Source organism: Clostridium sp. HBUAS56017, assembly GCF_007115085.1.
In the GTDB taxonomy this organism is placed as follows: domain Bacteria; phylum Bacillota; class Clostridia; order Clostridiales; family Clostridiaceae; genus Clostridium; species Clostridium cibarium.
The window spans coordinates 36338-60746 of record NZ_SULK01000024.1 but is presented as its reverse complement, the minus strand read 5'-3'; the positions used below and the strand labels follow the sequence as shown (position 1 = coordinate 60746).

26 protein-coding genes are annotated in these 24409 nt (G+C 30.5%); 5 read left to right on the top strand and 21 right to left on the bottom strand.

What is annotated here, in order from left to right:
- Window positions 1-65: 65 nt before the first annotated feature.
- Complete coding sequence (locus tag FAY47_RS16940) at window positions 66-824, bottom strand: tRNA threonylcarbamoyladenosine dehydratase (protein WP_143318123.1); 759 nt, start codon at window positions 822-824, stop codon at window positions 66-68.
- A 144-nt stretch (window positions 825-968) separates the two neighbouring features.
- On the opposite strand from FAY47_RS16940, the gene FAY47_RS16935 reads away from it, so the two are divergent.
- From FAY47_RS16935 to FAY47_RS16920, 4 genes are all read left to right on the top strand, one after another.
- Window positions 969-1838, top strand: coding sequence for a type II CAAX endopeptidase family protein (locus FAY47_RS16935; RefSeq protein WP_143318114.1), 870 nt, complete (start codon window positions 969-971; stop codon window positions 1836-1838).
- 95 nt (window positions 1839-1933) lie between these two features.
- Complete coding sequence (locus FAY47_RS16930; protein ID WP_143318113.1) at window positions 1934-2626, top strand: 5'-methylthioadenosine/adenosylhomocysteine nucleosidase; 693 nt, start codon at window positions 1934-1936, stop codon at window positions 2624-2626.
- Window positions 2627-2709: 83 nt separating this feature from the next.
- Entirely contained in the window at window positions 2710-3813 is a 1104-nt protein-coding gene (locus tag FAY47_RS16925; protein WP_143318112.1) for a metallophosphoesterase, read from the top strand.
- Window positions 3814-3946: 133 nt separating this feature from the next.
- A complete protein-coding gene (locus tag FAY47_RS16920) occupies window positions 3947-4888 on the top strand; it encodes a DUF2935 domain-containing protein (protein ID WP_143318111.1) in 942 nt (313 codons plus the stop codon).
- Between the two features lie 186 nt (window positions 4889-5074).
- Here FAY47_RS16920 and FAY47_RS16915 read toward each other — a convergent pair whose 3' ends face one another.
- The 20 genes from FAY47_RS16915 to FAY47_RS16825 all read right to left on the bottom strand — a co-directional run bounded on the left by FAY47_RS16915 (window position 5075) and on the right by FAY47_RS16825 (window position 23226).
- Window positions 5075-5512: an NUDIX domain-containing protein gene (locus tag FAY47_RS16915; RefSeq protein WP_143318110.1), complete on the bottom strand. Its 438-nt coding sequence runs from the start codon at window positions 5510-5512 to the stop codon at window positions 5075-5077.
- Between the two features lie 63 nt (window positions 5513-5575).
- Window positions 5576-6250, bottom strand: coding sequence for an HD domain-containing protein (locus FAY47_RS16910; protein WP_143318109.1), 675 nt, complete (start codon window positions 6248-6250; stop codon window positions 5576-5578).
- 261 nt (window positions 6251-6511) lie between these two features.
- A complete protein-coding gene (locus tag FAY47_RS16905; RefSeq protein ID WP_143318108.1) occupies window positions 6512-7756 on the bottom strand; it encodes a DUF1015 family protein in 1245 nt (414 codons plus the stop codon).
- A 22-nt stretch (window positions 7757-7778) separates the two neighbouring features.
- Window positions 7779-8687, bottom strand: coding sequence for a D-2-hydroxyacid dehydrogenase (locus FAY47_RS16900; RefSeq protein ID WP_143318107.1), 909 nt, complete (start codon window positions 8685-8687; stop codon window positions 7779-7781).
- An 84-nt stretch (window positions 8688-8771) separates the two neighbouring features.
- Window positions 8772-9845, bottom strand: coding sequence for an alanine--glyoxylate aminotransferase family protein (locus FAY47_RS16895; protein WP_143318106.1), 1074 nt, complete (start codon window positions 9843-9845; stop codon window positions 8772-8774).
- Between the two features lie 221 nt (window positions 9846-10066).
- Window positions 10067-10279: a hypothetical protein gene (locus tag FAY47_RS16890; RefSeq protein ID WP_207706263.1), complete on the bottom strand. Its 213-nt coding sequence runs from the start codon at window positions 10277-10279 to the stop codon at window positions 10067-10069.
- 3 nt (window positions 10280-10282) lie between these two features.
- Entirely contained in the window at window positions 10283-11260 is a 978-nt protein-coding gene (locus tag FAY47_RS16885; protein ID WP_143318105.1) for a dipeptide ABC transporter ATP-binding protein, read from the bottom strand.
- Window positions 11260-12258 (bottom strand): ABC transporter ATP-binding protein, encoded by a 999-nt coding sequence (locus FAY47_RS16880; protein WP_143318104.1) that lies wholly within the window; start codon window positions 12256-12258, stop codon window positions 11260-11262. The genes FAY47_RS16885 and FAY47_RS16880 overlap by 1 nt, the downstream gene beginning before the upstream one ends.
- Before the next feature lie 11 nt (window positions 12259-12269).
- Window positions 12270-13169, bottom strand: a complete 900-nt coding sequence (gene opp4C, locus FAY47_RS16875; RefSeq protein ID WP_143318103.1) for an oligopeptide ABC transporter permease — start codon at window positions 13167-13169, stop codon at window positions 12270-12272.
- Between the two features lie 11 nt (window positions 13170-13180).
- Complete coding sequence (locus FAY47_RS16870) at window positions 13181-14143, bottom strand: ABC transporter permease (protein WP_143318102.1); 963 nt, start codon at window positions 14141-14143, stop codon at window positions 13181-13183.
- A gap of 86 nt (window positions 14144-14229) precedes the next feature.
- The gene (locus tag FAY47_RS16865; protein ID WP_143318101.1) at window positions 14230-15948 is read right to left on the bottom strand and encodes an ABC transporter substrate-binding protein; all 1719 of its coding nucleotides are present in this window, start codon (window positions 15946-15948) and stop codon (window positions 14230-14232) included.
- Window positions 15949-16219: 271 nt separating this feature from the next.
- Entirely contained in the window at window positions 16220-16390 is a 171-nt protein-coding gene (locus FAY47_RS20445) for a hypothetical protein (protein ID WP_185966879.1), read from the bottom strand.
- 297 nt (window positions 16391-16687) lie between these two features.
- A complete protein-coding gene (locus FAY47_RS16860) occupies window positions 16688-17911 on the bottom strand; it encodes an ABC transporter permease subunit (RefSeq protein ID WP_143318100.1) in 1224 nt (407 codons plus the stop codon).
- Window positions 17911-18825, bottom strand: a complete 915-nt coding sequence (locus tag FAY47_RS16855) for an ABC transporter ATP-binding protein (protein ID WP_143318099.1) — start codon at window positions 18823-18825, stop codon at window positions 17911-17913. The genes FAY47_RS16860 and FAY47_RS16855 overlap by 1 nt, the downstream gene beginning before the upstream one ends.
- Window positions 18826-18981: 156 nt before the next feature.
- The gene (locus FAY47_RS16850) at window positions 18982-19248 is read right to left on the bottom strand and encodes a pro-sigmaK processing inhibitor BofA family protein (protein ID WP_143318098.1); all 267 of its coding nucleotides are present in this window, start codon (window positions 19246-19248) and stop codon (window positions 18982-18984) included.
- Between the two features lie 20 nt (window positions 19249-19268).
- Window positions 19269-19547 carry a DUF2508 family protein gene (locus tag FAY47_RS16845; RefSeq protein WP_143318097.1) on the bottom strand — a complete coding sequence of 93 codons (279 nt, stop codon included), beginning with the start codon at window positions 19545-19547 and terminating at the stop codon, window positions 19269-19271.
- Window positions 19548-19741: 194 nt separating this feature from the next.
- Entirely contained in the window at window positions 19742-20338 is a 597-nt protein-coding gene (recR, locus tag FAY47_RS16840; protein ID WP_143318096.1) for a recombination mediator RecR, read from the bottom strand.
- A gap of 96 nt (window positions 20339-20434) precedes the next feature.
- Window positions 20435-20779, bottom strand: a complete 345-nt coding sequence (locus tag FAY47_RS16835; protein ID WP_143318095.1) for a YbaB/EbfC family nucleoid-associated protein — start codon at window positions 20777-20779, stop codon at window positions 20435-20437.
- An 81-nt stretch (window positions 20780-20860) separates the two neighbouring features.
- On the bottom strand, window positions 20861-22486 hold the full coding sequence (gene dnaX / locus FAY47_RS16830; protein ID WP_143318094.1) for a DNA polymerase III subunit gamma/tau: 1626 nt from the start codon (window positions 22484-22486) through the stop codon (window positions 20861-20863).
- A gap of 185 nt (window positions 22487-22671) precedes the next feature.
- Window positions 22672-23226 (bottom strand): biotin transporter BioY, encoded by a 555-nt coding sequence (locus FAY47_RS16825; RefSeq protein WP_143318093.1) that lies wholly within the window; start codon window positions 23224-23226, stop codon window positions 22672-22674.
- A 131-nt stretch (window positions 23227-23357) separates the two neighbouring features.
- Here FAY47_RS16825 and FAY47_RS16820 point away from each other — a divergent pair, with 131 nt between their 5' ends.
- Entirely contained in the window at window positions 23358-24314 is a 957-nt protein-coding gene (locus tag FAY47_RS16820) for a biotin--[acetyl-CoA-carboxylase] ligase (RefSeq protein WP_143318092.1), read from the top strand.
- Window positions 24315-24409 lie beyond the last annotated feature (95 nt).

Sequence of the window (24409 nt, the reverse complement as noted above, 5' to 3'; positions counted from 1 at the left end):
AAGAATATTACCATATATATAGTGAAGAATATTACCATACTAGAATATACTTTAAATTATTTATCCTAATTTATACCTATTATATCCTTTATTACTTCTCCCCCAATAATCATACCTGCAACAGGTGGTACGAATGAAATACTTCCTGGTATCTGTCTCTTAGCTGCACATTTCTTAGTACCTCCAGTACACACACAACCTGTTTTACATGTAACTACATCTTCAACTCTTGGCTTTGTAGGAATTTCTTCCGAATATACTACCTTTAGTTGTTTTATACCTCTCTTTTTCAGCTCACGCCTCATAACTTTTGCTAACGGACAGATTTTAGTATCATATATATCTGCAACTTTAAATTGAGTTGGATCGAATTTATTTCCTGTTCCCATAGAGCTCATTATTCTGATATTCTTTTCATTACAATACTCTACTAATGCAATTTTAGCTGAAACTGTATCAATGGCATCTACAACATAATCTGTGTCATCTGGTATAAGATCAGGTATATTATCTTTATCTACAAATACTTGATGAGTTGTGACAATGCACTTTCTATTTATTGAAAGAATTCTTTCTTTCATAACTTCTACTTTTACTTTGCTTATAGTATCATATGTAGCATGAATCTGTCTGTTTAAATTAGTCAAACAAACAGTATCATCATCAATCAATATAAGCTCACCAACTCCAGCTCTAGTTAGTGCTTCTACTGTAAAACTACCTACTCCACCAACACCAAATACTACTACTTTACTATTTTTTAATTTATCTAAACCTTCTCTTCCTACTAATAACTCTGTTCTAGATAAGGAATGTTGTAACATACTCATATATTAAGCACCTTCTTTCCTATATATTTTATTTTATATTTTTTCTTAAAACAAGAGTTCTAAGCATAAAATTATATACAAATACTCTATGTTTTGTATATAATTAAAATTAAGTTGCAAAATTAGGGAGGTTATTCTTTGAAAAAAATATTAAATTTTATTATAAATCCACTAGTTAATATAGAAAATGAGAGTTTCAATTTTAAAGTAGGTTTTTGGAAAGGTCTTGGTGCACTGTGTATAATGCAATTGCTATCCCTATTCTTTACTATCTATGCCTCAAAGATATTTGGATATGATTTTGCTACTGACAACTATACCCTTATAGCCATCATCGAGCTTCTTTCCATTCCACTTTTCATTTTTATAATGTCCAATACCTTTGGTAAACTTAAGTGGGAAAAGAACACATATAAAAAAGTTAGTAAAAAATCACTTATATTTATAGCCCTATCAATACTTGTCTTAAGGTTGCTATTCGATGCATATTTATATCCTTTAGTATCATTATTACCTGAAAGCGAGATTTTGAGCGAGGCATCAAGTATCTTTGAAAATAACTATTTTTATTTAATAAGTAGCGCATGCTTTTATGCACCTATAGTTGAAGAAGTAGTTTTTAGAGGAATAATTCTCGGAGGATTATTAAAAAAATATTCTCCTAAAATAGCTTTACCTATTTCCGCATTCCTTTTTGCCTTTGCACATTTAAATCTGCAACAAGGTATAAATGCATTTTTACTTGGATTGTTTTTAGGTTATGTATATTATAGAACAAAATCTATATTTCTTACCATTTCAGGACACTTTGCTAATAATGTCCTTGCATTAATAGCCTTTGTTCCATCTAGCCTTACTGGATTGATTATAAATGCTATAATATCTACTTTAATAAGCATACCTATTATTATTTTATTAAAAAAGAAATTTGAACTAACTTATGAAGAACATTTTGAAAGTACTTTAGATCCAAATAAGAAAATATTTATATTTAAAGAAATGGAATAGTATTTCTTAAGTAAATTTGATACACTATACTTATTGGAAACATTATTTTTTAGGCTACATAAAGTTAGCCTAATTTTTTTGGAGGTTTATAAAATATGACTTTAGGAATAATAGCCGCTATGAGCGAAGAGTTAGAAATTTTACTTCAAGATATGTCTCTTGAAGAAAAAAAAGTTAAAGCTAACATTACTTTTAACAAAGGAAAGTTATGGGGTAAAGATGTAGTTGCTGTAGTTTGTGGTATAGGTAAAGTTAACGCAGCAATCTGTACACAAATTCTTGCTTCAGAATATAAGGTTGATAAAGTGATAAACGTTGGTGTTGCTGGAGGAATCGGAAAAGAGATATATCCAGGAGACATAGTTATCGCTGACAACTTAGTGGAACATGATATGGACACTACAGCCTTTGGTGATCCACATGGTCAAATTCCAAGAATGGATACTTTTGATTTTAAATGTGATACAGAATTAGTTGAATTAGCTAGAAAAGCTTGCAAATCAATTAAAGACATAAACACATTTGTCGGAAGAATTGTATCAGGAGATGAATTCGTAGCAAGCATAGAAAAAATTCAATGGCTTGAAAAGGAATTTTCTGCCCTATCATGTGAAATGGAAGGAGCAAGCATTGCCCATGTATGTTATCTAAATAATATACCTTTTGTTATAATAAGATCAATTTCTGATAATGCTAATAATGGAGCGCATATGGATTTTGAAAAATTCACTCCAATCGCTGTTAAAAACTCCACTGCATTACTAAAAGAGATAGTTTTATCTATGTAACTTAGAAAGCGTTAACTCATCATTATGTATGAATTAACGCCTTTGTTATACATACTAAAACATTATAACCTAGGAGGGATATTATGCTTGCATTTATTATAATCTCTATATTATATTTCTTACTAAGTTTCTTAGTTGGCAACAGAATTTATAAATCTATTAATAAGGTAAACAAATTAAATAAGATTGTATATTGGTGCATATTTGCCTTTATTTCTTCTTCTTTTATAATATACGAAACTGCAACCTATAATCTTCCTAGTATATTAAACAAGGTTTTAGCTTTTATAAGTTCCTACTATCTTGCTTTTTTTGCTTATATTTTAATGCTATTTCCTATAGCTTTTATTCTAACAAAATTATTAAAGCCAAAAAACAACAAGTTAGACTTTTACATGATATCATTATTAATAACTACTTTAATAGTAGGAATTGGTACCTTTTTAGCTAATTCACCTTACGTAAAAGAATATACTATAAGTACTGACAAACAACTTAAGGATGGTAAATTAAAAATTGCTTTAGTATCCGACCTTCACTTAGGATATTTCAGAGGAAACAATAGAATAGACCTATTGAAAAGTGAATTAAACAAATTAGGCGCTGATGTAGTGATAATAGCTGGAGATCTTGTAGATGGTAACTTAGATCCTATTATTGAAGATAATATGTTTAGTCATCTTAAAGATATAAAAAGTACTTATGGGACTTACTTTGCTACAGGAAATCATGATTTTTATACAGGAAAAGTTGATGAGTTATGTACTCTCTTAACTGAACAAGGTATTCATATTTTGAGAAACGAATCAACCTTAATAAATGATGAATTCTATATCTTAGGTAGAGATGATGTTACTGCTGATCGTCTAGGTACTAAAAGACCACCTTTAGATAATATGTCTTCAAATATAGATAACAATAAATTTAGTATCCTTATAGATCATAATCCTCAAAATATAAAAGAAGCTGAAGGAGATAATATTGATCTTCAAGTTTCAGGCCATACACATAAAGGTCAGATTATCCCTGGAAATTTAATTACACATGCCATTTTCCCTTTAGATTATGGATATGGTAAATTTGGCAATACAAACCTTGTAGTTTCTTCAGGATATGGTCTATGGGGACCTCCTATTAGAACTGGAAGCAGATCTGAAATAGTTTTAATTACACTTTCTAATAAATAATAATAAAGATATATTAGGTGAAGATTCATCAGATCTTCACCTCTTTTCTATTTAACTCTAATTAGATTCACTTAATTTATTACTCTGAATATATTATATATTGTTAAAATAATAATAATATCGGGAGAACATAATGATTTCAAATCAAGAATTCATTAATCAATCACTAGAAACAAATTTATTCTTTCTAAGAATAATGAAAGAACATTCTATCTTTCTAGAAGCAGCATTCTCAATAAAAGATCAAAACCTAATTGCTCAAGCTGATTATTTTAAAAATCAATTTACTAACCTTCTTACAAATGCAATATCCATATCTAACGGTGTAATACCAGCTAGAGTATTAAACTCTAATGAAATAGTAACTAAATATACAATGGATGCTGAAAGAGCAACACAATCTGTTAGCGGTATTTATATAGACTCAAACATAACTTCTATGGAAAATTCTTTATCTGCTAATACAAATAATAATAGCAATAATAATATTGCAATGTTAACAGACTATGTTTCCAGATTAAATCAGTATTCTATAGAATTGACAAGCATGCTCATTAAATTTAAAACCGATCTTAGAGATAATGTTTTATCCTGCAAGATATTCACCACAGCTTATCCACTATTAATAGATCACATACTTAGGGAGGCAATACTTTTTAGAGAAACATTAACAAAACTACAATCGGGAATTTCTATTAGTGCGGAGAATGATAAAGATATACTTGAACAAGAAACTTTTTGGAACAGGATAATGTCAGAGCATTCTTATTTCATTAGAGGATTACTAGATCCTACAGAAGCAGAATTATTTGATATAACAAATAACTTTGGACAAGAATTCGAAACCTTACGAGAAGAATCGTCCACAGCTGATAATATTTCATCAACACTATCTGATTTAACAAATACTACCTTAGATGAAACAATTAAATTAAGAGATTTTAAAACTCAAGGAACTGAAGGACTTTTGGGCTGCAAAATTAAATCAATAATTGTCCCTCTTCTTGGAGATCATGTCCTTAGGGAAGCCAATCATTACATTAACCTTCTTCAATTATTTAATAACTTGTCTTGATAATTTATACAAAAAAGGATAGCCTCCCCCAGCTATCCTTTTAGCTAATGTTCCTATAAAATAAAGATTGATAAAATCAACACTATAGAAGTAATGAAATAATAATTATATTGATAAAATCCTGTTTCTGCTAAATGCTTTCCACAACAATTTTCCCTCATATTCTTATTGCAAAAATACATACAATTAAACTTTATTGATAAATTCTAATACTTTCTTATGCAAAAACGGTTGAATTAACGGATAAGTTAATTCGTTTGGTATATCATCAAATAATTTAATTTCATTTATCTCAAAATCAGGCAACTTACCCAACGCTTTCACTCCTGAATAAAATAATGCACCTAAGGACTCAGTATAATCTCCTGCTTGATCACTTTCTACTGAATATATGCATACAGGAGTAAGATTAAACTCCGTTGCTCCTGTTTCTTCAAATAATTCTCTTGAAGCAGTATCATCTATATTTTCATTTGGTTCTCTATGACCTCCAGGTATTTCCCAAGTCTGTCTCTTCTTGTGCTTTACATAAATCCACCGCCCATTAAACTTTGCCATTATCACAGCAAATAATAATTTATCTTCTTTTATTGTATTTAATTTATGAAAATTGATTTTTAGCATATTCCCATTTTATCCCTCTCTAATTTTATACATTATACTTTATAAGAGTAATTTGGATTAATCTCACTTAACACCATCTATTTCTAACCTTAATCTATTAAAATATTCAGCCATAAATTTTAGTCTTTCTTTTCCTATTTCTCTTGCTTTATCCGTATACAATTTATCTGGAATCTTTTTAAATTTCATCTCGTACTCAATAAAAGGAGTATGTTTTGAAACATCTTTCAACCTTCCATTTTCAACTGTATTATCCTTAAGATATTCATTAAAAGACTCATTTGCTATTAACCTTTGTCCAAATTGTCCTGCTAACATAAAAGTACGAGCAATTCCACTTGCTCCTATAACATCAAGTTTATCTGAATCAAAAAGTATTTTAGCTTCTATTGTTTTAGGCTCATTTCCCGTTCTAAACCTATGTGTTATGATACAATGTTTGATTTTCTTTATTTTCTCTTCTTCATAACCTAAATTTCTTAATATATCCGCTGCCAACATACTACCTAAAACTGCGTGATCAATTTTTCCTGTTTTATCTTGGCTCTCTTCTACTCTGGCAATATCATGTAATAACGCTGATGGAATAAGTATTTCTAAATCAACGCTCTTCTCATATTCTGCAAGTAATAAGCAAAGATTATAAACTCTAAATACGTGATCTAAATTATGTGCTGAACACGTTAATCTTTGCTCCACAATTTCTATAATTTTTTTATATTTCTTCTCTACATTCATATATATATCCATCCTATTTAAATAGTACTCCTATGAAGAACATTATCAAACATACGTCCCTTGTCAAATTATTTTATAATTCTCATATAATTAAACTTTTCATAGATCTTTGATAAAAAAAGAGCATAAATCCGAGTTTTTCAAATCTGCTCAAAGACTTTGATTCCTCCCTTTTATGCTCTCTTCTTTTATATCTTTGCTTCTCTCTGCCTCTTTATTAGCTCTTCCTATCTCTTAGTCGAACTTCTTTGAAAGATGCAACTAACTTAATTTATGCACAAACAATCCACTTCTAAGTTTTGGCTCAAACCATGTTGACTTAGGTGGCATTACCTCTCCTATATCCGCAACATCCATTATATCTGAAACTTCTGTTGGATACATAGAAAATGCTATCTTCATATCTTTATGAACTCTTCTTTCAAGTTCTTTAATACCTCTAATTCCTCCAATAAAATCAATTCTATCAGAAGTTCTTACATCTTCTATTCCTAAAATAGGATTTAACACATTATTTTGTAGTATAGCAACATCAAGACAATCTATAGGATCATTTTCATTATATATGCCATCTCTAGCCTCTAAAACATACCAATTATCCTCTACATACATTCCAAAAGTATGTTTTTTACTTGGCTTAACAGCTTCATTATCTTTAGATTTTGTTACTATAAACTTATCTTGAAGCTTATCTATAAGTTCAGCTTTAGTTAATCCATTTAAATCCTTAACTACTCTGTTATAATCCATTACCATTAAATCATTATCTGGAAATGCTACTGCTAAAAAATAATTAAATTCTTCTTCTCCAGTAAAATTTGGATTAGCTTCTCTTCTTTTAAGCCCAACCTTTACAGCTGAGGCTGACCTATGATGTCCATCAGCTATATAAAATGCCTTAACATCCTTAAACAACTCAATTACTTCATTTACTATAATTTCATTATCTATAACCCAAACAATATGACTTATTCCATCTTCTGAAACAAAATCATATACTGGTCTTCTTTTTGTCCATGCTTTTATAACTTCCGAAGCTACATCATCTTCTTTATAAGTTAAAAATATAGGTCCTGTATTAGCATCACAATAATCAACATGATTTATTCTATCTTGCTCTTTATCAGCTCTAGTAAACTCATGTTTCTTAATATTATTATTAATGTAATCATCTATAGATGCACAAAATACTAATCCTGTTTGAGATCTTCCTTTCATTATTTGTCTATAAATATACAGACATGGATGTTCATCTTGAACGTATTCTTTATTAATAACTTTATTATCTAAATTTTCTCTTGCCTTTGCATAAACCTTCTTATCATGTATATCTATCGATGGATCTAAATCTATCTCAGCTCTATCTACATGCAAAAATGAATAAGGATTATCCTTTACCATTACTCTTGCTTCATCGCTATTCATTACATCATAAGGAAGTGCAGCTATCTTTGACGCTAATTCTTCAATTGGTCTTATTGCCTTAAAAGCTCTAACTATAGCCATCTCGATTTCCCCCTAGTATTTATTAGATGTTAAAGAATGTTCTAATTGTAGAAACTACTTCCTCACCTATTCTATTTTGAGCTTCTTTAGTTGATGCCCCTATATGTGGAGTAACACTTACTCTTGGGTGTTTTACTAAAGCTTCATTTAATGTTGGTTCTTGTTCAAATACATCTACTCCAGCACCTGCAACTTTACCACTTTCAAGAGCTTCTAATAAAGCTTTTTCATTTACAACTTTACCTCTAGCACAGTTTATCAAATAAACTCCATCTTTCATTAAATCAAATTCTTTCTTTCCTATCAATGATCCCTTAGTTTTATCATATGGAACATGTAATGATATAAAATCAGAAGCTTTAAATAATTCTTCCATTGAAAGAAAATCATATACTAATGAATCTTGTTTACCAAACAAATCAGTATAAACTACCTTCATCCCTAAAGCAGTAGCTTTAGCTCCTAAAGATCTACCGATTCTACCCATTCCAACTATTCCTAAGGTTTTTCCGCTAAGTTCTATTCCCTCATACTTTTTCTTATTCCATTCTCCATCTCTCATAGTTACATTTGCAATATTTACAAATCTTGCAACTGCAAACATGTGAGCAAGTGCTAATTCAGCAACTGAACCAGAACTAGCATTTGGTGTATTTTTAACTGTAACACCTTTTTCATCAGCTGCTACTACATCTATATTATCTATTCCGACACCTGCTCTTACCACTAATTTTAATTTTCCGCCTTCTTCTTTATCTAAAACCTCTTTAGTAACTTTTGTTGCTGATCTAACAACTAACGCATCAAATTCTTTTAACGCTTCCCCAAGCTTGTCTTGATCTATATGCTCATTAACAACTTCTATTCCTGCTGCTTTTAAATTTTCTATGGCAGTTGCTTCTAACCCATCGTTTGTTAATACTCTAATCATATTAAATTAATCCCCCTTATAATCTTTACTTATTGTTTATATAGTTATTAGAGTTTAGAGATTTTTATCTCTAAACTCCATCTATTAAAATTCTAATATTTCATCAATGTTTTTTAATAAGTCTTTAATATCTTTAACTTGACAGTCTGCCATATGAGCTATTCTAAAAGTCTTATCCTTTAAACTTCCATATCCATTAGATATTTGGAATCCTCTTTCCCCAAGCGCTTTATTTAATGCTGACACATCAATATTTCTTGTATTCTTAATATTAGTTACTGTATTTGATAAGTGATTTTCATCAGAATATAGCTCAAAATGTTCTCTTGCCCAATTTCTAACAACTTCAGCCATTTCTTTATGTCTCGAAAACCTGTTTTCTAATCCTTCTTCATTCAATATATAATCTAGTTCATAATCTAAAGCAAACATATGCGAAAGTGAAGGAGTTGACGGATATTGATAATCTTTCTTTTGAATATACTTGTAAAGTTGTAGTAAATCCAAATAATATCCTCTATTTGGTACTTGCTCTGCTCTCTTAAGAGCTTTTTCAGAGAAAGTACAGACTGCTAATCCTGGAGGTAACCCAAGACACTTTTGAGATGATGTGATACATATATCTATACCACACTTGTCTACTTCCACCTTACTACCAGCTGCTGAACTCACCATATCCACAATGTAAACAACATCTGGATACTTTTTAATTACTTCCCCAATTTCTTCAACAGGATTCATAACACCAGTTGAAGTTTCATTATGAGTTACTGCAACTAAATCATATTCGCCAGTTGCTAATGCCTTTTCGACATCACTTGGATCAACTGCTTTCCCCATTTCATATTCAAAGATATCTGCTGATACATTATTGAACTTGGCCATTTCATACCATCTCTTACCGAAGGCCCCAACTGAAAATACTGCCGCTTTCTTTAGTGTTCCACATCTTATTGCTCCTTCCATAAGACCACTACCTGAAGTGGTTGAAAGAAGGATCTCACTCTTAGTGAAAAATACTTTTCTCAAATTATCACTAATTCTTCTTTGAAGTGCTGAAGCATCCTTACTCCTATGTCCTATCATAGGTGTTGCCATCTTTTCTAAAACTTCAGGACGGACTTCAACTGGACCTGGAATAAATAATCTCTTATGCATATAGCATATCCCCCCAATTTTTATTATATTATCAAGGTTAATAGTATATTTTAACCTTTTTGTTAATTTTACTACTAATTACATTTCAATTCAATACTTTACCACTCCAAATTATCCTACAATATATTATTATTTCCCCTTAATTTTTTTTTCATCATAAAAGAAAAGGAACTGATTTATATAAGAATTAAATCTTATTTAAATCAGTTCTTTTTTCATTTCTAATACATCCATACTTTTGTCAAAAAAAGTATAACCAAGAAATATAAAAAAGCTACAATTGCTGCTATAGGAAGAATTAATTGAAATAAAGCTATTATAAGAGCTAAAATATCTTTTTTCCCTAAATTCTCACTCTTTAGTTGTTGTAATTCCTCTTTTCGTTTTTCTTTGTCTTCTATCTTTTCAAATCTCCTAATACTAAATGGATTCATCTTCTATCCCTCATTTGCTTTATGACAAGCTACAAAATGATTTTTTATTACTTCTCTATACTCTGGCACTTCATTTTCACATATATCACTTGCATAAGGACACCTAGTATGAAACTTGCATCCATTAGGAGGATTTGCTGGAGACGGAATATCTCCTTTTAATATTATTCTATCTCTTTTTGCTGTTGGATCTGGAATAGGAATTGCAGACAATAATGCTTTAGTATATGGATGCAGAGGATTTTCAAATAATTCTTCTTTATCTGTAAGCTCCATCATAGAACCAAGATACATAACACCTACTCTAGTACATATATGCTCAACTACAGAAAGGTCATGAGATATAAACATATATGTAAATCCCTTTTCCTTTTGAAGTTTTACTAACAAATTAATTATTTGAGCTTGTATAGAAACATCTAATGCCGAAACTGGCTCATCAGCTACAATAAATTCAGGATCTAATGCTAGAGCTCTAGCAATTCCTATTCTTTGTCTTTGTCCCCCTGAAAATTCATGTGGAAATCTATCTATATAATATTCTGGCAACCCACACTGACTCATTGTATCAAGAACTTTTTTTCTTAATCCATCTTTTGATACTAATTTATGATCAATTAAAGCTTCTCCTATTATTTGACCAACTGTCATTCTTGGATTTAATGACGAATATGGATCTTGGAATACTAACTGCATCTTAGGACGAAGACTTCTAAGTTCTGTCTTTTTCATAGCACTTATTTCTTGTCCTTTAAAATATACTTTGCCTGCCGTAGGTTTAAGTAATTGTAATATAGTTCTCCCAGTAGTAGATTTACCACACCCAGATTCCCCCACAATACCTAAGGTTTCCCCTTTCTTTATTTCAAAAGAAACATCATCAACAGCTCTTACATCTCCAACTCTATGTTTAAAAAAGCCCCCCATAATAGGAAAGTATTGCTTTAAGTTTTCTACTTTTAATACTAATTCCTCTGTCATTATTTCTTCTCCTCCTTTGATGCAGTCTCTTCATCATATAACCAACATGCAACCTTATGATTTTCACCAATAAGCTTCAAACTAGGTATAGAGGTTTTGCATATATCCATCACCTTATCACATCTATCACAGAAATAGCAACACTCCTTCATTCCTACTGGATTTGGAACTTGCCCTGGTATTGAATAAAGTTCTGTTTGTCTTTCTGATAATTTGGGTTTTGATTTTAGCAATCCAATAGTATATGGATGAGAAGTTTCTTTAAATATCTCCATAACAGGGGCCTCTTCTACAACTTTTCCAGCATACATAACCACAACATAATCTGCCATTTCAGCAACAACTCCAAGATCATGTGTAATCAAAAGTATGGAAGTTTTGAATTTATCTTTAATGCCTCTCATAAGGTCTAAAATTTGAGCTTGAATCGTAACATCCAATGCCGTTGTCGGCTCGTCTGCTATTAATACTTTCGGATTACAAGAAAGCCCCATAGCTATCATTACTCTTTGTCTCATTCCTCCTGATAACTCATGCGGATATGAATCTACTATTTCATTTGCTCTAGGTATTCCTACTTCTTCTAATAACTCTATAGATCTCTTTCTTGCAGCCTTTTTATCCATTCCTTCATGAATCATTAAACTCTCTGAAATTTGAAGTCCAATTGTAAATACAGGATTCAAAGAGCTCATAGGCTCTTGAAATATCATAGCAATATCCTTACCTCTTATTTTTCTCATTTCTTCATCTGACAATTTTAACAAGTCTTTGCCATCATATAATATTTCTCCACCTTCAATACTACCATTGTCCTTTGAAATTAATCCCATAATACTCATGGCAGTTATTGATTTTCCACAACCTGATTCCCCAACTATACAAACTGTTTCACCTTTTCTTACACTAAATGAAACATCATTAACTGCTTTGACTATTCCAGCTTCTATCTTGAAAAAGGTCTTTAAACTCTTTATTTCTAATAAATTATTACTCATACCTCTTCCCCCTATCTCTTCATCTTTGGATCTAATGCATCTCTAAGTCCATCACCTAATAGATTTACTCCCATAGTAATTATTAGTATGCATATACCTGGTGGTACCCAAAGCCAAGGTCTATTTTTAAAATCCGGAAGATTATTTGCAATAGTAATCATATTTCCCCATGAAGGAACAGGTTCAGCAACTCCCATTCCAAGATAACTTAAAGCTGATTCTGTTAAAATAGCTGATGCTATTCCAAGAGTTGCATTTACTATTATTACTGGAATAACGTTCGGAATTAAATGTCTTATTATTTTTCTTCTATCTCTAAGACCTAAAGCTTCTGTTGCCTGCATAAATTCTTGTTCTCTTAAAGATAAAATCTCACCTCTAACAAGTCTTGCAATAGTTGGCCAAGATAATATTCCTATTATGAAAATTAAAAATACAATCCTTAGAGAAGCACTTACCTTAAGGTCTGATAATACACTACCCAAAACTAATATTATAGGTAAGAAAGGAAGAGCTAAAAAAATATCTGTTATAGACATTAAAATAGAATCCACTTTTCCTTTATAATATCCTGCTATAGCACCTACTAAAGTACCTACTATAGTTTCTATTAATACAGCTACAACTCCAACCAATATTGATATTCTTCCTCCGAACATTAATCTAGTTAGCATATCCCTACCTAAATAGTCAGTTCCTAATACATGTCCACCTCCTGGTGGCATTTTTAGATCATCTGTATGAGTATTATAGCCATACTTCATAAAAAATGGTCCAACAAAACTAAATAAAACAATAATTATTATAAGTATTAAGCCAAGCATGGCTAATTTATTCTTTTTCAATCTATTCAACACCATTTTTGAAGGTGATATTATTTCTTGCTCTTTTTCATTAACTAAACTTTCCATTAGCCTTCCTCCTATTTCAATCTAATTCGTGGATCAACCACTGCATATAAAACATCAGAAAGCAAATTCCCAATTAAGGTCAATATGCCCATAAACATGTTGAATCCCATAACAAGTGTATAATCTCTATTAACAATAGCATCATAGCCAACTTTACCAATTCCAGGCCAAACAAAAATAGTTTCTGTTATTATAGCTCCTGCAAAAAGTGATGGTATAGTTAATCCTATATATGTAATTATCGGTATTAGCCCATTTCTTAATGCATGTTTATATATAACCACTTTTTCTTTTAACCCCTTAGCTCTAGCTGTGCGAATATAATCCTGTCTAATAACTTCAAGCATGGAAGTTCTAACATACCTAATATAGTTTCCTATATTTAATATAGTTAGTGTAGCAACTGGCAAAAACATATGTTTTAAAAGATCCATAAACTTAGCCATTCCTGTATAATTAGTCCCTGCAGTACTCATTCCTGCTACAGGAAGAATTCCAAGCTTTAATGAAAAAATATTTATAGAAACTAATGCTATGAAAAATGATGGAAGTGATATTCCTATAAACGTTAGTATGGTAAACGTTTTATCAAACTTTGAATACTGCTTGACTGCTGATATAATTCCTATAGGTATTGATATAATTAAACACAATATAAATGATACAAAAGCTAAGTAAAATGAATTCCATACATAATCTCCCAAAACCTTACTAACAGGCTCTTTATATTTTAATGAATCCCCAAAGTCCATTAGAATAGCTTTTTTAGCCCAATTAATATATCTAACTGGTACTGGTTTATCGAATCCATAAATCTCCTTCAGTTCTTGAACTTTTTCCGCACTCATATTAGGATTAGCCTTTGTATCAACAAAGTCCCCTGGTGTTAAGTTTACTATAACAAAAAATATAATAGATAAAATAAACATTATTGGTATCATTTTTAATACCCTTTTTATAATATACTGTATCATTTAACCTTCTCCATTCCACAATTAATATACTTAATCTATTAAAGGCATCATTAAAAGATGCCTTTAATAACTTTTTATTAATTCAATTAATCTTCTACAGACACCTTGTAAAGATTATAAGTATAACGTACGTATGGAGAAACTTCTAATCCTTTAACTCTTCCATTATATGCCCACATATCATTTCTTTGATACATATAGATATATGGTAAATCTTCATTCAATTCTTTATACAATTCTTTGAATAGTTCTTTTTGCTTATCTTTATCTGATTCTGCTGCTATCTTCTTATATATCTCATCAACTTTAGAATTTGAATATGCAGTTTTATTTTGTGATCCGTTTGTTCCATATATAGGACTATCATTGGGATCTGCTGTTAATACCCATGCCATGAATAACATATCCCAATTGCCAGTCTTTTGTTTTGCTGTCATTGAATTAAAGTCCATCTTTTCACTAGTGAACTTAATTCCAAGTTCTTTCCAGTTATCTGTAGCTACTGATAAAAGCGCATCTACTACTGAATTTGGAGTAGTTCCTGTAAAGTTAATTTCAAGCTTTTGACCATTTTTTTCTCTTATTCCATCTGATCCTACTTTCCATCCAGCATCATCTAACATCTTTTTGGCCTTATCCATGTCAAACGCATAATCTTTGTCCCCATCTGCATATGCCCATGAAGCTTTAGATTGTGGAACATTTATAACACTTGCATATTTTCCATATACTGAGTTGACTATTTTAGCTCTATCTAAACCAGTTGCCAATGCTTGTCTTACAGCTTTATCTTTAAATATTGGCTTAGCTTCATTAAATGCTATATATCCGTATCCGTTAGTTGGGAATAACTTATATGACATATACCCTAATCCCTCTATAGTTTCTACATTGTCTTCTGAAACAGTAGGACTGACTATATCTACATCTCCAGATTGTAACATTGGAATTTGTACATCTTCCTCAGTAATCTTATATATAAGATTCTTCGTTTTTGGTGTTCCTTTATGATATTTAGAATTTGCTTCTAAATCAATTTCTTGCCCCTCTTTGTAAGAAGTCAACTTATAAGCACCAGATACAGGTCCTGGCTTTTTATATGTTTCCTTTAATCCATCTGTATTTCCATGTCTATAGTACTTTCCATAATAACTTTCAGGAATAGGTCTAAAAACTCCTAAATCATATATAGCTGATGAACTTTTTTCTTCTAAAGTTATTTTTATAGTTTCATCATCTACAATTTGAATTCCTGATATATCTTCTGCTTTTCCTTCTTTGTAATCTCTACCACCTTTTATTTTTGTTTTTCCTGTAACAAAATCTAAAGGGCCTGTATATGTTCCATCACATACAACTTTAATAGGAAATGCTATATCTTTTGAAGTTATTTTGTTCCCATCAGACCATGTTAAATCTTTCTTTAATTTAAAAGTATATGTTAAACCATCATCTGACAAGCCATGGCTTTCAAGTAGGTTATCCTCTACTTCTCCATTTTCTGTATTAGTCATTAAATACTCATACATACTATCAGTAATATAATCGTCATTCAAACTCTCTGCATATAAAGGATTAAGTACCCCATCAGGAGCTTCCGTTCCAATTATCAATGTATCCTTTCTATTTTTAGCTGTTTCAGGATTTTTGCTCATATCAGTAGCATCATAAGTTGTAACTATTGAAGATGTTAAATCTGACTTTTCTTTACTTACAGATGAACTATTTGCTGCCCCCCCACAAGAAACAGCCATTGATGCTGTCAGCATTAAGGATAATACCATTAACACTTTTTTTAATTTCATTTTTTATTCCCCCTTATTATTTTTGATCTTTATTTATAAACCTTTTCTTTTAAAGTTATAAATCCCCAATTGCTTAGTTCTTTAATATATTAAAAGAGGTTACAATGCTTCACCGCTTCATAACCCCTTTGTTATACATCTTAAGTAATATTTAACTTTTCCGTAATATACACCTATATATTGATTAATTAATATAATAATATTATTCACCTGACATGTCAATATATTCTTTATTATATATTTCTTTATATTAATTTAATAATTATCCACATCATTTTTCAAAATATAATACCGACTCTGTTTCTCTGCAATACTTAACACAAATACATTGCGCCAATTTTCTCGGACACTTATAGCATAGACATCCCAAATCATCTCCAGCACATTCACCACTTTTCTTTTCTGGGCACTCTCCACAATTAACTCCATTACCTGCTGGCATAAAATCATCTCCTCTTCTTACTTACAATTATAGTTATATAGAATATATTTTTATAAGTCTACTAGGATAATTATACTCCAAAGCATTATAAAAAAACTCATTTAAATAAATGAGTAGAAGTAAATGAAATATTTATTTTTATATTCTCACACTATAAAGCTAGTACTTATGCTAAATACAATAAGAAAGAGACTTTCAAAATTACTTTGAAAATCTCTAGAATATCTTCTTTCTTATCATATTTTATTACGTTGAAGTATAATTATAACCTTATTAATTTCTTTTTGAGTAACAAAATTAAATTAATATATCTTTTTTACTAAATACAATGTGGGCAATTACATAAGAAAATATTATAGTTCCTATCATTAATCCAATACCTAAACTAATGTTGAAATTAGGATTTTGAAACACTCCACTAATATCTCCACTAATTACATCCCCACTTCTACCATAGTTAAAGAACATAAGGTGAGCTACTTTAGCTACTTTAGCAGATACCATACATGCCATAGTACTTGCTACTGATATTATTACAGTTAAAGCCATAGTTGTCATACTACTTTTAAATAAAGCTGATATCAAAAATACAAATGCACAGCAAGTGATAATGAATAAAACTTGTAACCCAAAGCTTTGAAGCAAAGCATCTCCTCTTGTAGCCGTAAATCCACTATTAGTCACTTGCTTAATCATAGGTTCACCCATTCTATTTAAGTTTGAATAATCAAATTCATATGTTTTATGAATTATTTCAGGTATTTTTGTTCCATCAAATCCACCTACAACTCCTACTACTCCGAAAGCTAGAAGTTCAAGTCCACCTATCATACTTACAACTGTGATAACAACTGCAATAAACTTTGATAAAATCACCTTGCCTCTTGATATAGGCTGTACCAATAAGAATTTTAGAGTAGGAGGTGTCGATTCCCCTGATACCATATCGCTCATAAATACAGCAATACCTGATACTAATATTATTAATCCTAAAACCTGAATAATATCTTTTAAATAGTTTATAGCATTAAACTTCCATGATTCAATTGGTTTTACATCATTATCTAAATAATAATTAATTGCTTCTAATCTTTCATTTTGATATTGTTTGCTTTCTTCATTTCCACTTTTGTCATTTAAAGTTTTCTCTATATTTTCTTTTTCATTTTCTAAATTCTTTTTCCAGCTATTCGGGTCATTTTCATTTTTTAACAAATCTTCTTGTATCTTAATTAATTCTTGATCTTTCTCTATTTGTTGCTTACTATTTATAACTTCTTCTTTAGCCCATGATTCAGAACTTTTTTCCGCATCTTTAATTCTATTATTAGCTAAATCTATTTGTCTATTCAACGATTCAATTTGCCCTTGTGGAGAATTTCGATATTCAGAATCCTTAGACCCATAGTAGCTAAGGAATATAGATCCTGTAATAAGAGCTAAAAACAAACCAAAGACTACCCAAGTCTTTCCTCTCCTAAGTAGCTTTATTAATTCATTCTTTATTAATGTAAATATCATTATCTCATTCCTCCTTCCACAAGTTCCATATATCTTTGTTCCAATTCACTTCTATTTCTATATATCTCTTCAACTTCTATATTTTTATTTATGAGTTCTTTTAATACAATGTTAGTACTTCCAAATTCTATTATAATATGAATTTCATTTTCCTTAATCTGTGCATCTCTGACATTACCTAAAGTTTTTAATATAGTTACTGCCTTGACTTCATCTTTTGCTACCTTCAATGTTAAACTATCTAATTCAGTTTCTACACTGTTATCACTAATTTTTTCTACTGATTGTATAATTCCTTTATTGATGAAGGCAACTCTATCACAAAGATTTTGCACTTCACTTAAAATATGAGATGAAATAAATACAGACATACCCTTTTCTTTAGCAGCCTTCTTAACTATATCTCTAAAATCCAGTATTCCAGATGGATCAAGTCCATTTGTAGGTTCATCCAAAATCAATAACTTAGGATTTCCTATTAAAGCTGCTGCAAGTCCTAATCTTTGCTTCATTCCTAATGAATACTTTCTAACCTTGTCATTAATTCTATCTTTTAATCCTACAAGTTCAATAAGTTCTTCCACTTCTTCCTTAGACACTCCTCTAATCCTAGCTATTTGCATAAGATTTTCTCTTCCTGATAAGTACTTGTATAACTCAGGATTTTCTACAACTGCTCCCACGTATCTTAGAGCCTCTTCTTTATCCTTTTGAACACTATGTCCACAAATTGATATATCCCCTTCATTTTGAGCTATAAGTCCAACCAACATTCTTATTGTAGTAGTCTTTCCAGCTCCATTAGGCCCTAAAAAACCAAATATTTCGCCTTCTTCAACTGTTAGATTTAAATCTTTTATAATTTCTCTTTTGCCTAGTCTCTTCTTTACACCTTTAACTTCTAAAACATTCATTATTTTTCCTCCTTAATACCTATAACTAATACTATCCTCCAAAACTTAATATTTCTGTAAATAACATCTTAAGAATTCCTTAACTAATTCTAAATATATTTCTGTATAAAAAAAGACCCTTCAAAATGATTCAACTCATTTTGAAGGGCTCTATCTTTACATAAATAACTTAAATATTATAAGTGCTGCTACACCAGGAATACCTAATGTACCTGCAATCAAAGCAGTTACTAAATTAATTCCTATGTGAAAATTAAAGCTCGCTCCGATTAAATTAACTATATATAAAAGTACGACTCCAAATATACCATTTAATAATATCTTTAATGGCCACTTAAAAAGTTTAAGTAAAAGAAATAATAAGACTACACCTATTAATCCATATATTATTAATCTAGTATCTGCAGATTGTAATAATTCCATTTTCTCACCTCACTACTATCCTATTCAGCTAATTCTAAAAATTTATCAACAATATACTCATTACTTACCGAAATTCCTCGTTCCCTTGCAATAGATAGTAAATGATCAAATCTCTTCATAGCAACCTCTTCTGAGTATATTGCAACTTCAATAAGCCTTGGATCTTCAACATTATTAAAAATATTTCTTGCTGTTTCAATTTCAAGTAAAGCATATTCAATTTCAGTAATTAATTCATCATCTGTTTTATTGTTACTTATTATACCTTTAACATATTCAATAATATTTCTTTTATTCATAACATGCCTCCAAATAATTTATCTAGAGTCTTGCCATTTATTTGATCAAATATACATTTTTAACATTTAAAGGTAACACTTTTAACTTAACTCACATATACTATTTCTATAAGAAGCTTTTCACTCATTATCAAACAAAACTTCTAAAACTCCCATCTATCTATTAAAGGGTCCATTTATTATTGGGCCCTCCTTTATATCTCTTTTCTTCCCTCTAAAGCTTTGGATAAAGTAACTTCATCTGCATACTCCAAGTCTCCACCTACAGGCAAACCTGAAGCTATCCTTGTGACCTTAACATCAAGAGGTTTTAATATTTTAGATATATACATAGCTGTCGCTTCTCCTTCTATATTAGGATTAGTTGCTAAAATTACTTCTTTCACTTCTTCCTTCATTCTTGAAACTAATTCTCTAATCCTTATATCTTGAGGGCCTCTTCCTTGCATTGGAGATAAATTACCATGTAAGACGTGATATGTACCATTGAATTCTTTAACTTTTTCCATAGTCATTATATCCTTAGGCTGCTCAACTACACATATTACACTATTATCTCTATTAGGATTTGAACATATAGAACATGGATCTTTATCCGTAAAGTTCCCACATACCGAACAATACTTAATAGTTCCTCTTGCCTTAACTAAAGCCCCTGCAAACTCTTTAACTTCATCTTCAGGTAAATTTAAAACATGCAAGGCTAGTCTTTGTGCTGTCTTTTGTCCTATACTTGGAAGTTTTGCAAACTCTTCTATTAACTTTTCTATAGCCACTGGATAAAAATCCATATTAATTCATTCCTTTCAAAACATGCATATTAATCTTTATCTCTAATAAAGAAGACATACAAGAATTAAGCTTGTATGCCATCAAAAGTAGATATGCTAGAATAAACCAGGCATATTCATTCCACCTGTTAATTTTCCCATTTTGTTTGAAGTTTCTTCATCAGCTTTTCTTAATGCTTCATTTACTGCACTAAGTACTAAATCTTCTAACATTTCAACATCATCTGGATCTACTACTTCAGGTTTTATATTAATTCCTAATACTTCTTTCTTTCCACTAACACGCACTGTAATAGCACCACCACCAGCTGAAGCTTCAAATTCTGCTGATTCAATTTCTTTTTGAGCTTCTTGCATTTGCTTTTGAAGCATTTGCGCTTGCTTCATTAAGTTGTTCATATTGCCTCCACCGAAGCCTCCTGGGAAACCTCCTCTTGCCATAAACAATTCCTCCTTAATACTAATCTATTTTTCTATTATATAGCATTTTTTATAACAATTCTATCACTGATTTATAATAATTTATTCATCTATTATTTCTACTAATGAATCTCCAAGAGCATCAATCAATATATCTTCAGGTCTTCTCTCATCTTCCCCAGTTTTCTCTACGGTAAACTTTACTTTAATATTCTCTCGCATGACTTCAGATATTACTTCATTTATAACTTTATAGTTATAAGGTTTTTCTAATCTCTGCTTATTAAAAGCATATTCATCATCATACTGTATAGTTAATATTCCACCACTACAAGCTACAGGTTTTCCAGTAACTATTGATGCATATACTACCATTGCTCTCCTAGCTTTAAAGGCTTCTAAGATATCTTTCCAAGCTCTTTGAATATCCCCAATAGTTGTAACTGAATCACTATTCTCTTCTAAATCAAATTTATTTTCTTCATGTACTGAATTTGCAGATACTTTTGCTGAAACCTTATTAGTTTTAACTGCATCTTGCTGCATTCCTGCTGATGCAGCTACAACTTTCACTTTTCCACTTCTCAAAGCTTCCTCAAGTTTATTTACTCTAGCTAATATAACCTCATTTGAAGTGTCATATTCAATTTTGCACATTTTAATTGTAGCTAATTCTAAATACAACCTAGATTGTTTGCTAAGCTTCGCATTATTTTCAGCTTCTTGAAGTATCCTTATATCTCTCATTATTTCTTCAACTCTCATTCTAGAACCTTGTTCTTTAATAAGAGATATATTTTCTAATGCCATATCTAGCACTTCTTCAGGGTTATTAGTTACCTTAATCATAAGCAGATTTCTAAAATGGGTAATTAAATCTTTAATAAATAAGTGAATATCCTTTCCCGCAAATACTATTTTCTCTATAGTATTTATAGCTTTTTCAATGTTTCTCTCAACAATAGCTGATGTTATCTCAAATAAATACTCATTTGTAACAAGTCCAAGCATTCCAATAAGTGAATCATAATCCACCTTTCCATCTCCCATGGCAATAGCTTGATCTAATATACTTAAAGAATCTCTCATAGCTCCATCTGATACTCTAGCTATTAAGTCTAAACTTTTATCATCTGCTAATACGCCTTGTGCCTTAACAATTTTTCTAAGTCTATCTGTTATATTTTTACTACTTATTCTTTTAAAATCAAATCTTTGACATCTTGAAAGAATAGTTATAGGAAGCTTTTGTGGATCTGTTGTAGCTAAAATAAATATTACATTAGCTGGAGGCTCCTCCAGTGTCTTCAAGAAAGCATTAACAGCTCCTATTGATAACATATGAACCTCATCCAGTATATAAATCTTAAATCTAGCCTCTTGAGGAGGATATTTAGAATCATCTATAATATCTCTTATCCTATCTATTCCATTATTCGATGCAGCATCTAATTCTGTTACATCAATAGCTAAACCTTCATTTATCTTTTTGCACATTTCACATTCATTACAAGGTTCTCCATCTATAGGATTCAGGCAATTCAAAGCCTTTGCCATAACCTTTGCTGTAGATGTTTTTCCAGTACCTCTAGTCCCACAAAAAAGATAGGCATGGGCTATTCTATCATTTAATATTTGATTTTTCAAAGTGGTAGTAATATGCTCTTGTCCAACTACATCCTCAAAATTTCTGGGTCTCCATTCTCTATATAACGCTGTATACGCCAAGGGCTTTCACCTCTCTATCATCATAAATACTTTAATTTTTATTATACACCAATTATAAAATATTTAATATATTTTATAATTGCCATTATAACCAACCACAAAGATTCAACTTATGCTATATAAAATAAATGTTAACATTAAAATTGAGGATATCCAAAAAACAAATTTTTTGAATATCCTCAATTCTATAGATATGAAGTACTTGATTGTAACAACCTATTTTGAATTCTGTACCCTATTATTACTGCTAAAACTACTTTAATAATATCAAATGGTATGAAAGGTATAACTCCCGCCATTAAAGCTCCCTTAAATGTCAGGTTTGCTACAAATGCAAGTTGTATTGTTCCTATTATGTAACTTATTCCAACTGCCAGAATGCACGCTAACGAAATCATCAAATAGTTCTTTTTATATTTACAAGAGCAATATCCAATAATTGCTGCTACCACCGGAAAGGAAATTATGTATCCTCCTGTTGGGCCAATTAATGTTTGAAATCCTCCTGTAAATTGCGAGAATACAGGAATCCCAATTGCCCCCAAAAGAATATAAATTAAAACTGACATTGTTCCAAGCCTTCCTCCTAAAATTACTGCTGTTAGGACTATTGCAAAAGTCTGCATTGTAATCGGAACCCCAGTGAAAGGAAGTGGAATTGATATTTGTGCTAAAATTGCAATTATTGCCGCGAAAATTGCACATATAATCTGTTTTCTTAAACTTATTGTCTTATTCATACTTTTATCCTCAACCAATTAATTTTTATGTACAAGTTTATAGTAATATAGCTCGTTTGTATTGTCAACTTGAATATTTTTATAGGTTTACAATCTTTTGTGCTATAATCATAGGCAGGAGGAGATATTACATGGAAGAAAAAATTTTAGCTGAACTTAAAAAAGCCAAAGATTATATATCAGGAGAAACATTAAGTTCAAATTTAATGATTTCACGTGCTGCAATTTGGAAGCATATTAAAAACTTAAAAGCAAAAGGATATGTAATAGAAGGGGTATCTAATAAAGGTTATAAATTAGTTTCAACTCCAGATATAATTAGCCCTAATGATGTTTTGGAATCTCTCACTACATCTAATCTTTGGAATGATATTATCCACTTTGATACAATAGATTCAACTAATAAAAAGGCAAAGGAACTTGCTTCTAAAGGAGCTAAAGATGGTACAGTCATAATTTCTGAAATCCAAGAAGCAGGCAATGGTCGCTTTAAAAGAATATGGTCATCTCCTAAAGGCGGCATATGGTTTTCGTTAATTTTAAGGCCTAATATTATTCCAACAGAATGCCCTAAAATTACTCAAATAACAGCTGCTGCTATGCATAAAACATTATGTAACCTAGGTGGCAACTTAGAAATCAAATGGCCTAATGATATTATTCTAAACGATAAAAAGTTATGTGGAATACTAACAGAACTTAAATGCGACCTAGAAACTGTAGATTATTTAATAGTTGGTATTGGACTAAATGTAAATATAGATAATTTTGATGATGAAATATGTTCTATTGCTACGTCACTAAAATTAGAACTTGGCAAACACTTTAATAGAGCTGAAATTTTATCCTCATTTTTAATAAATTTCGAAAGATTATATACCCACTTCATTACTAATGGCGATATAAGTGAAACCATAACTATTTGTAGAGATAACTCAAATTTATTTGATAAGAAAGCTCGACTTATCACATGTAATACAGAAGAGTCCGTTACATGTCTAAGGCTTTCTGATGATGGAACTTTAATTATTAAAGACACCTTTGGAAATGAGAGAGCTGTGTTATCAGGAGAAATTACTTTTAAATAAAATCTTATAAATTAACATATTATTTTTTGCCTATACAGATTATAATTAGTATAAAAGTTAACAGTTAAAACATATTGTTATTTAGAGGAGGATAC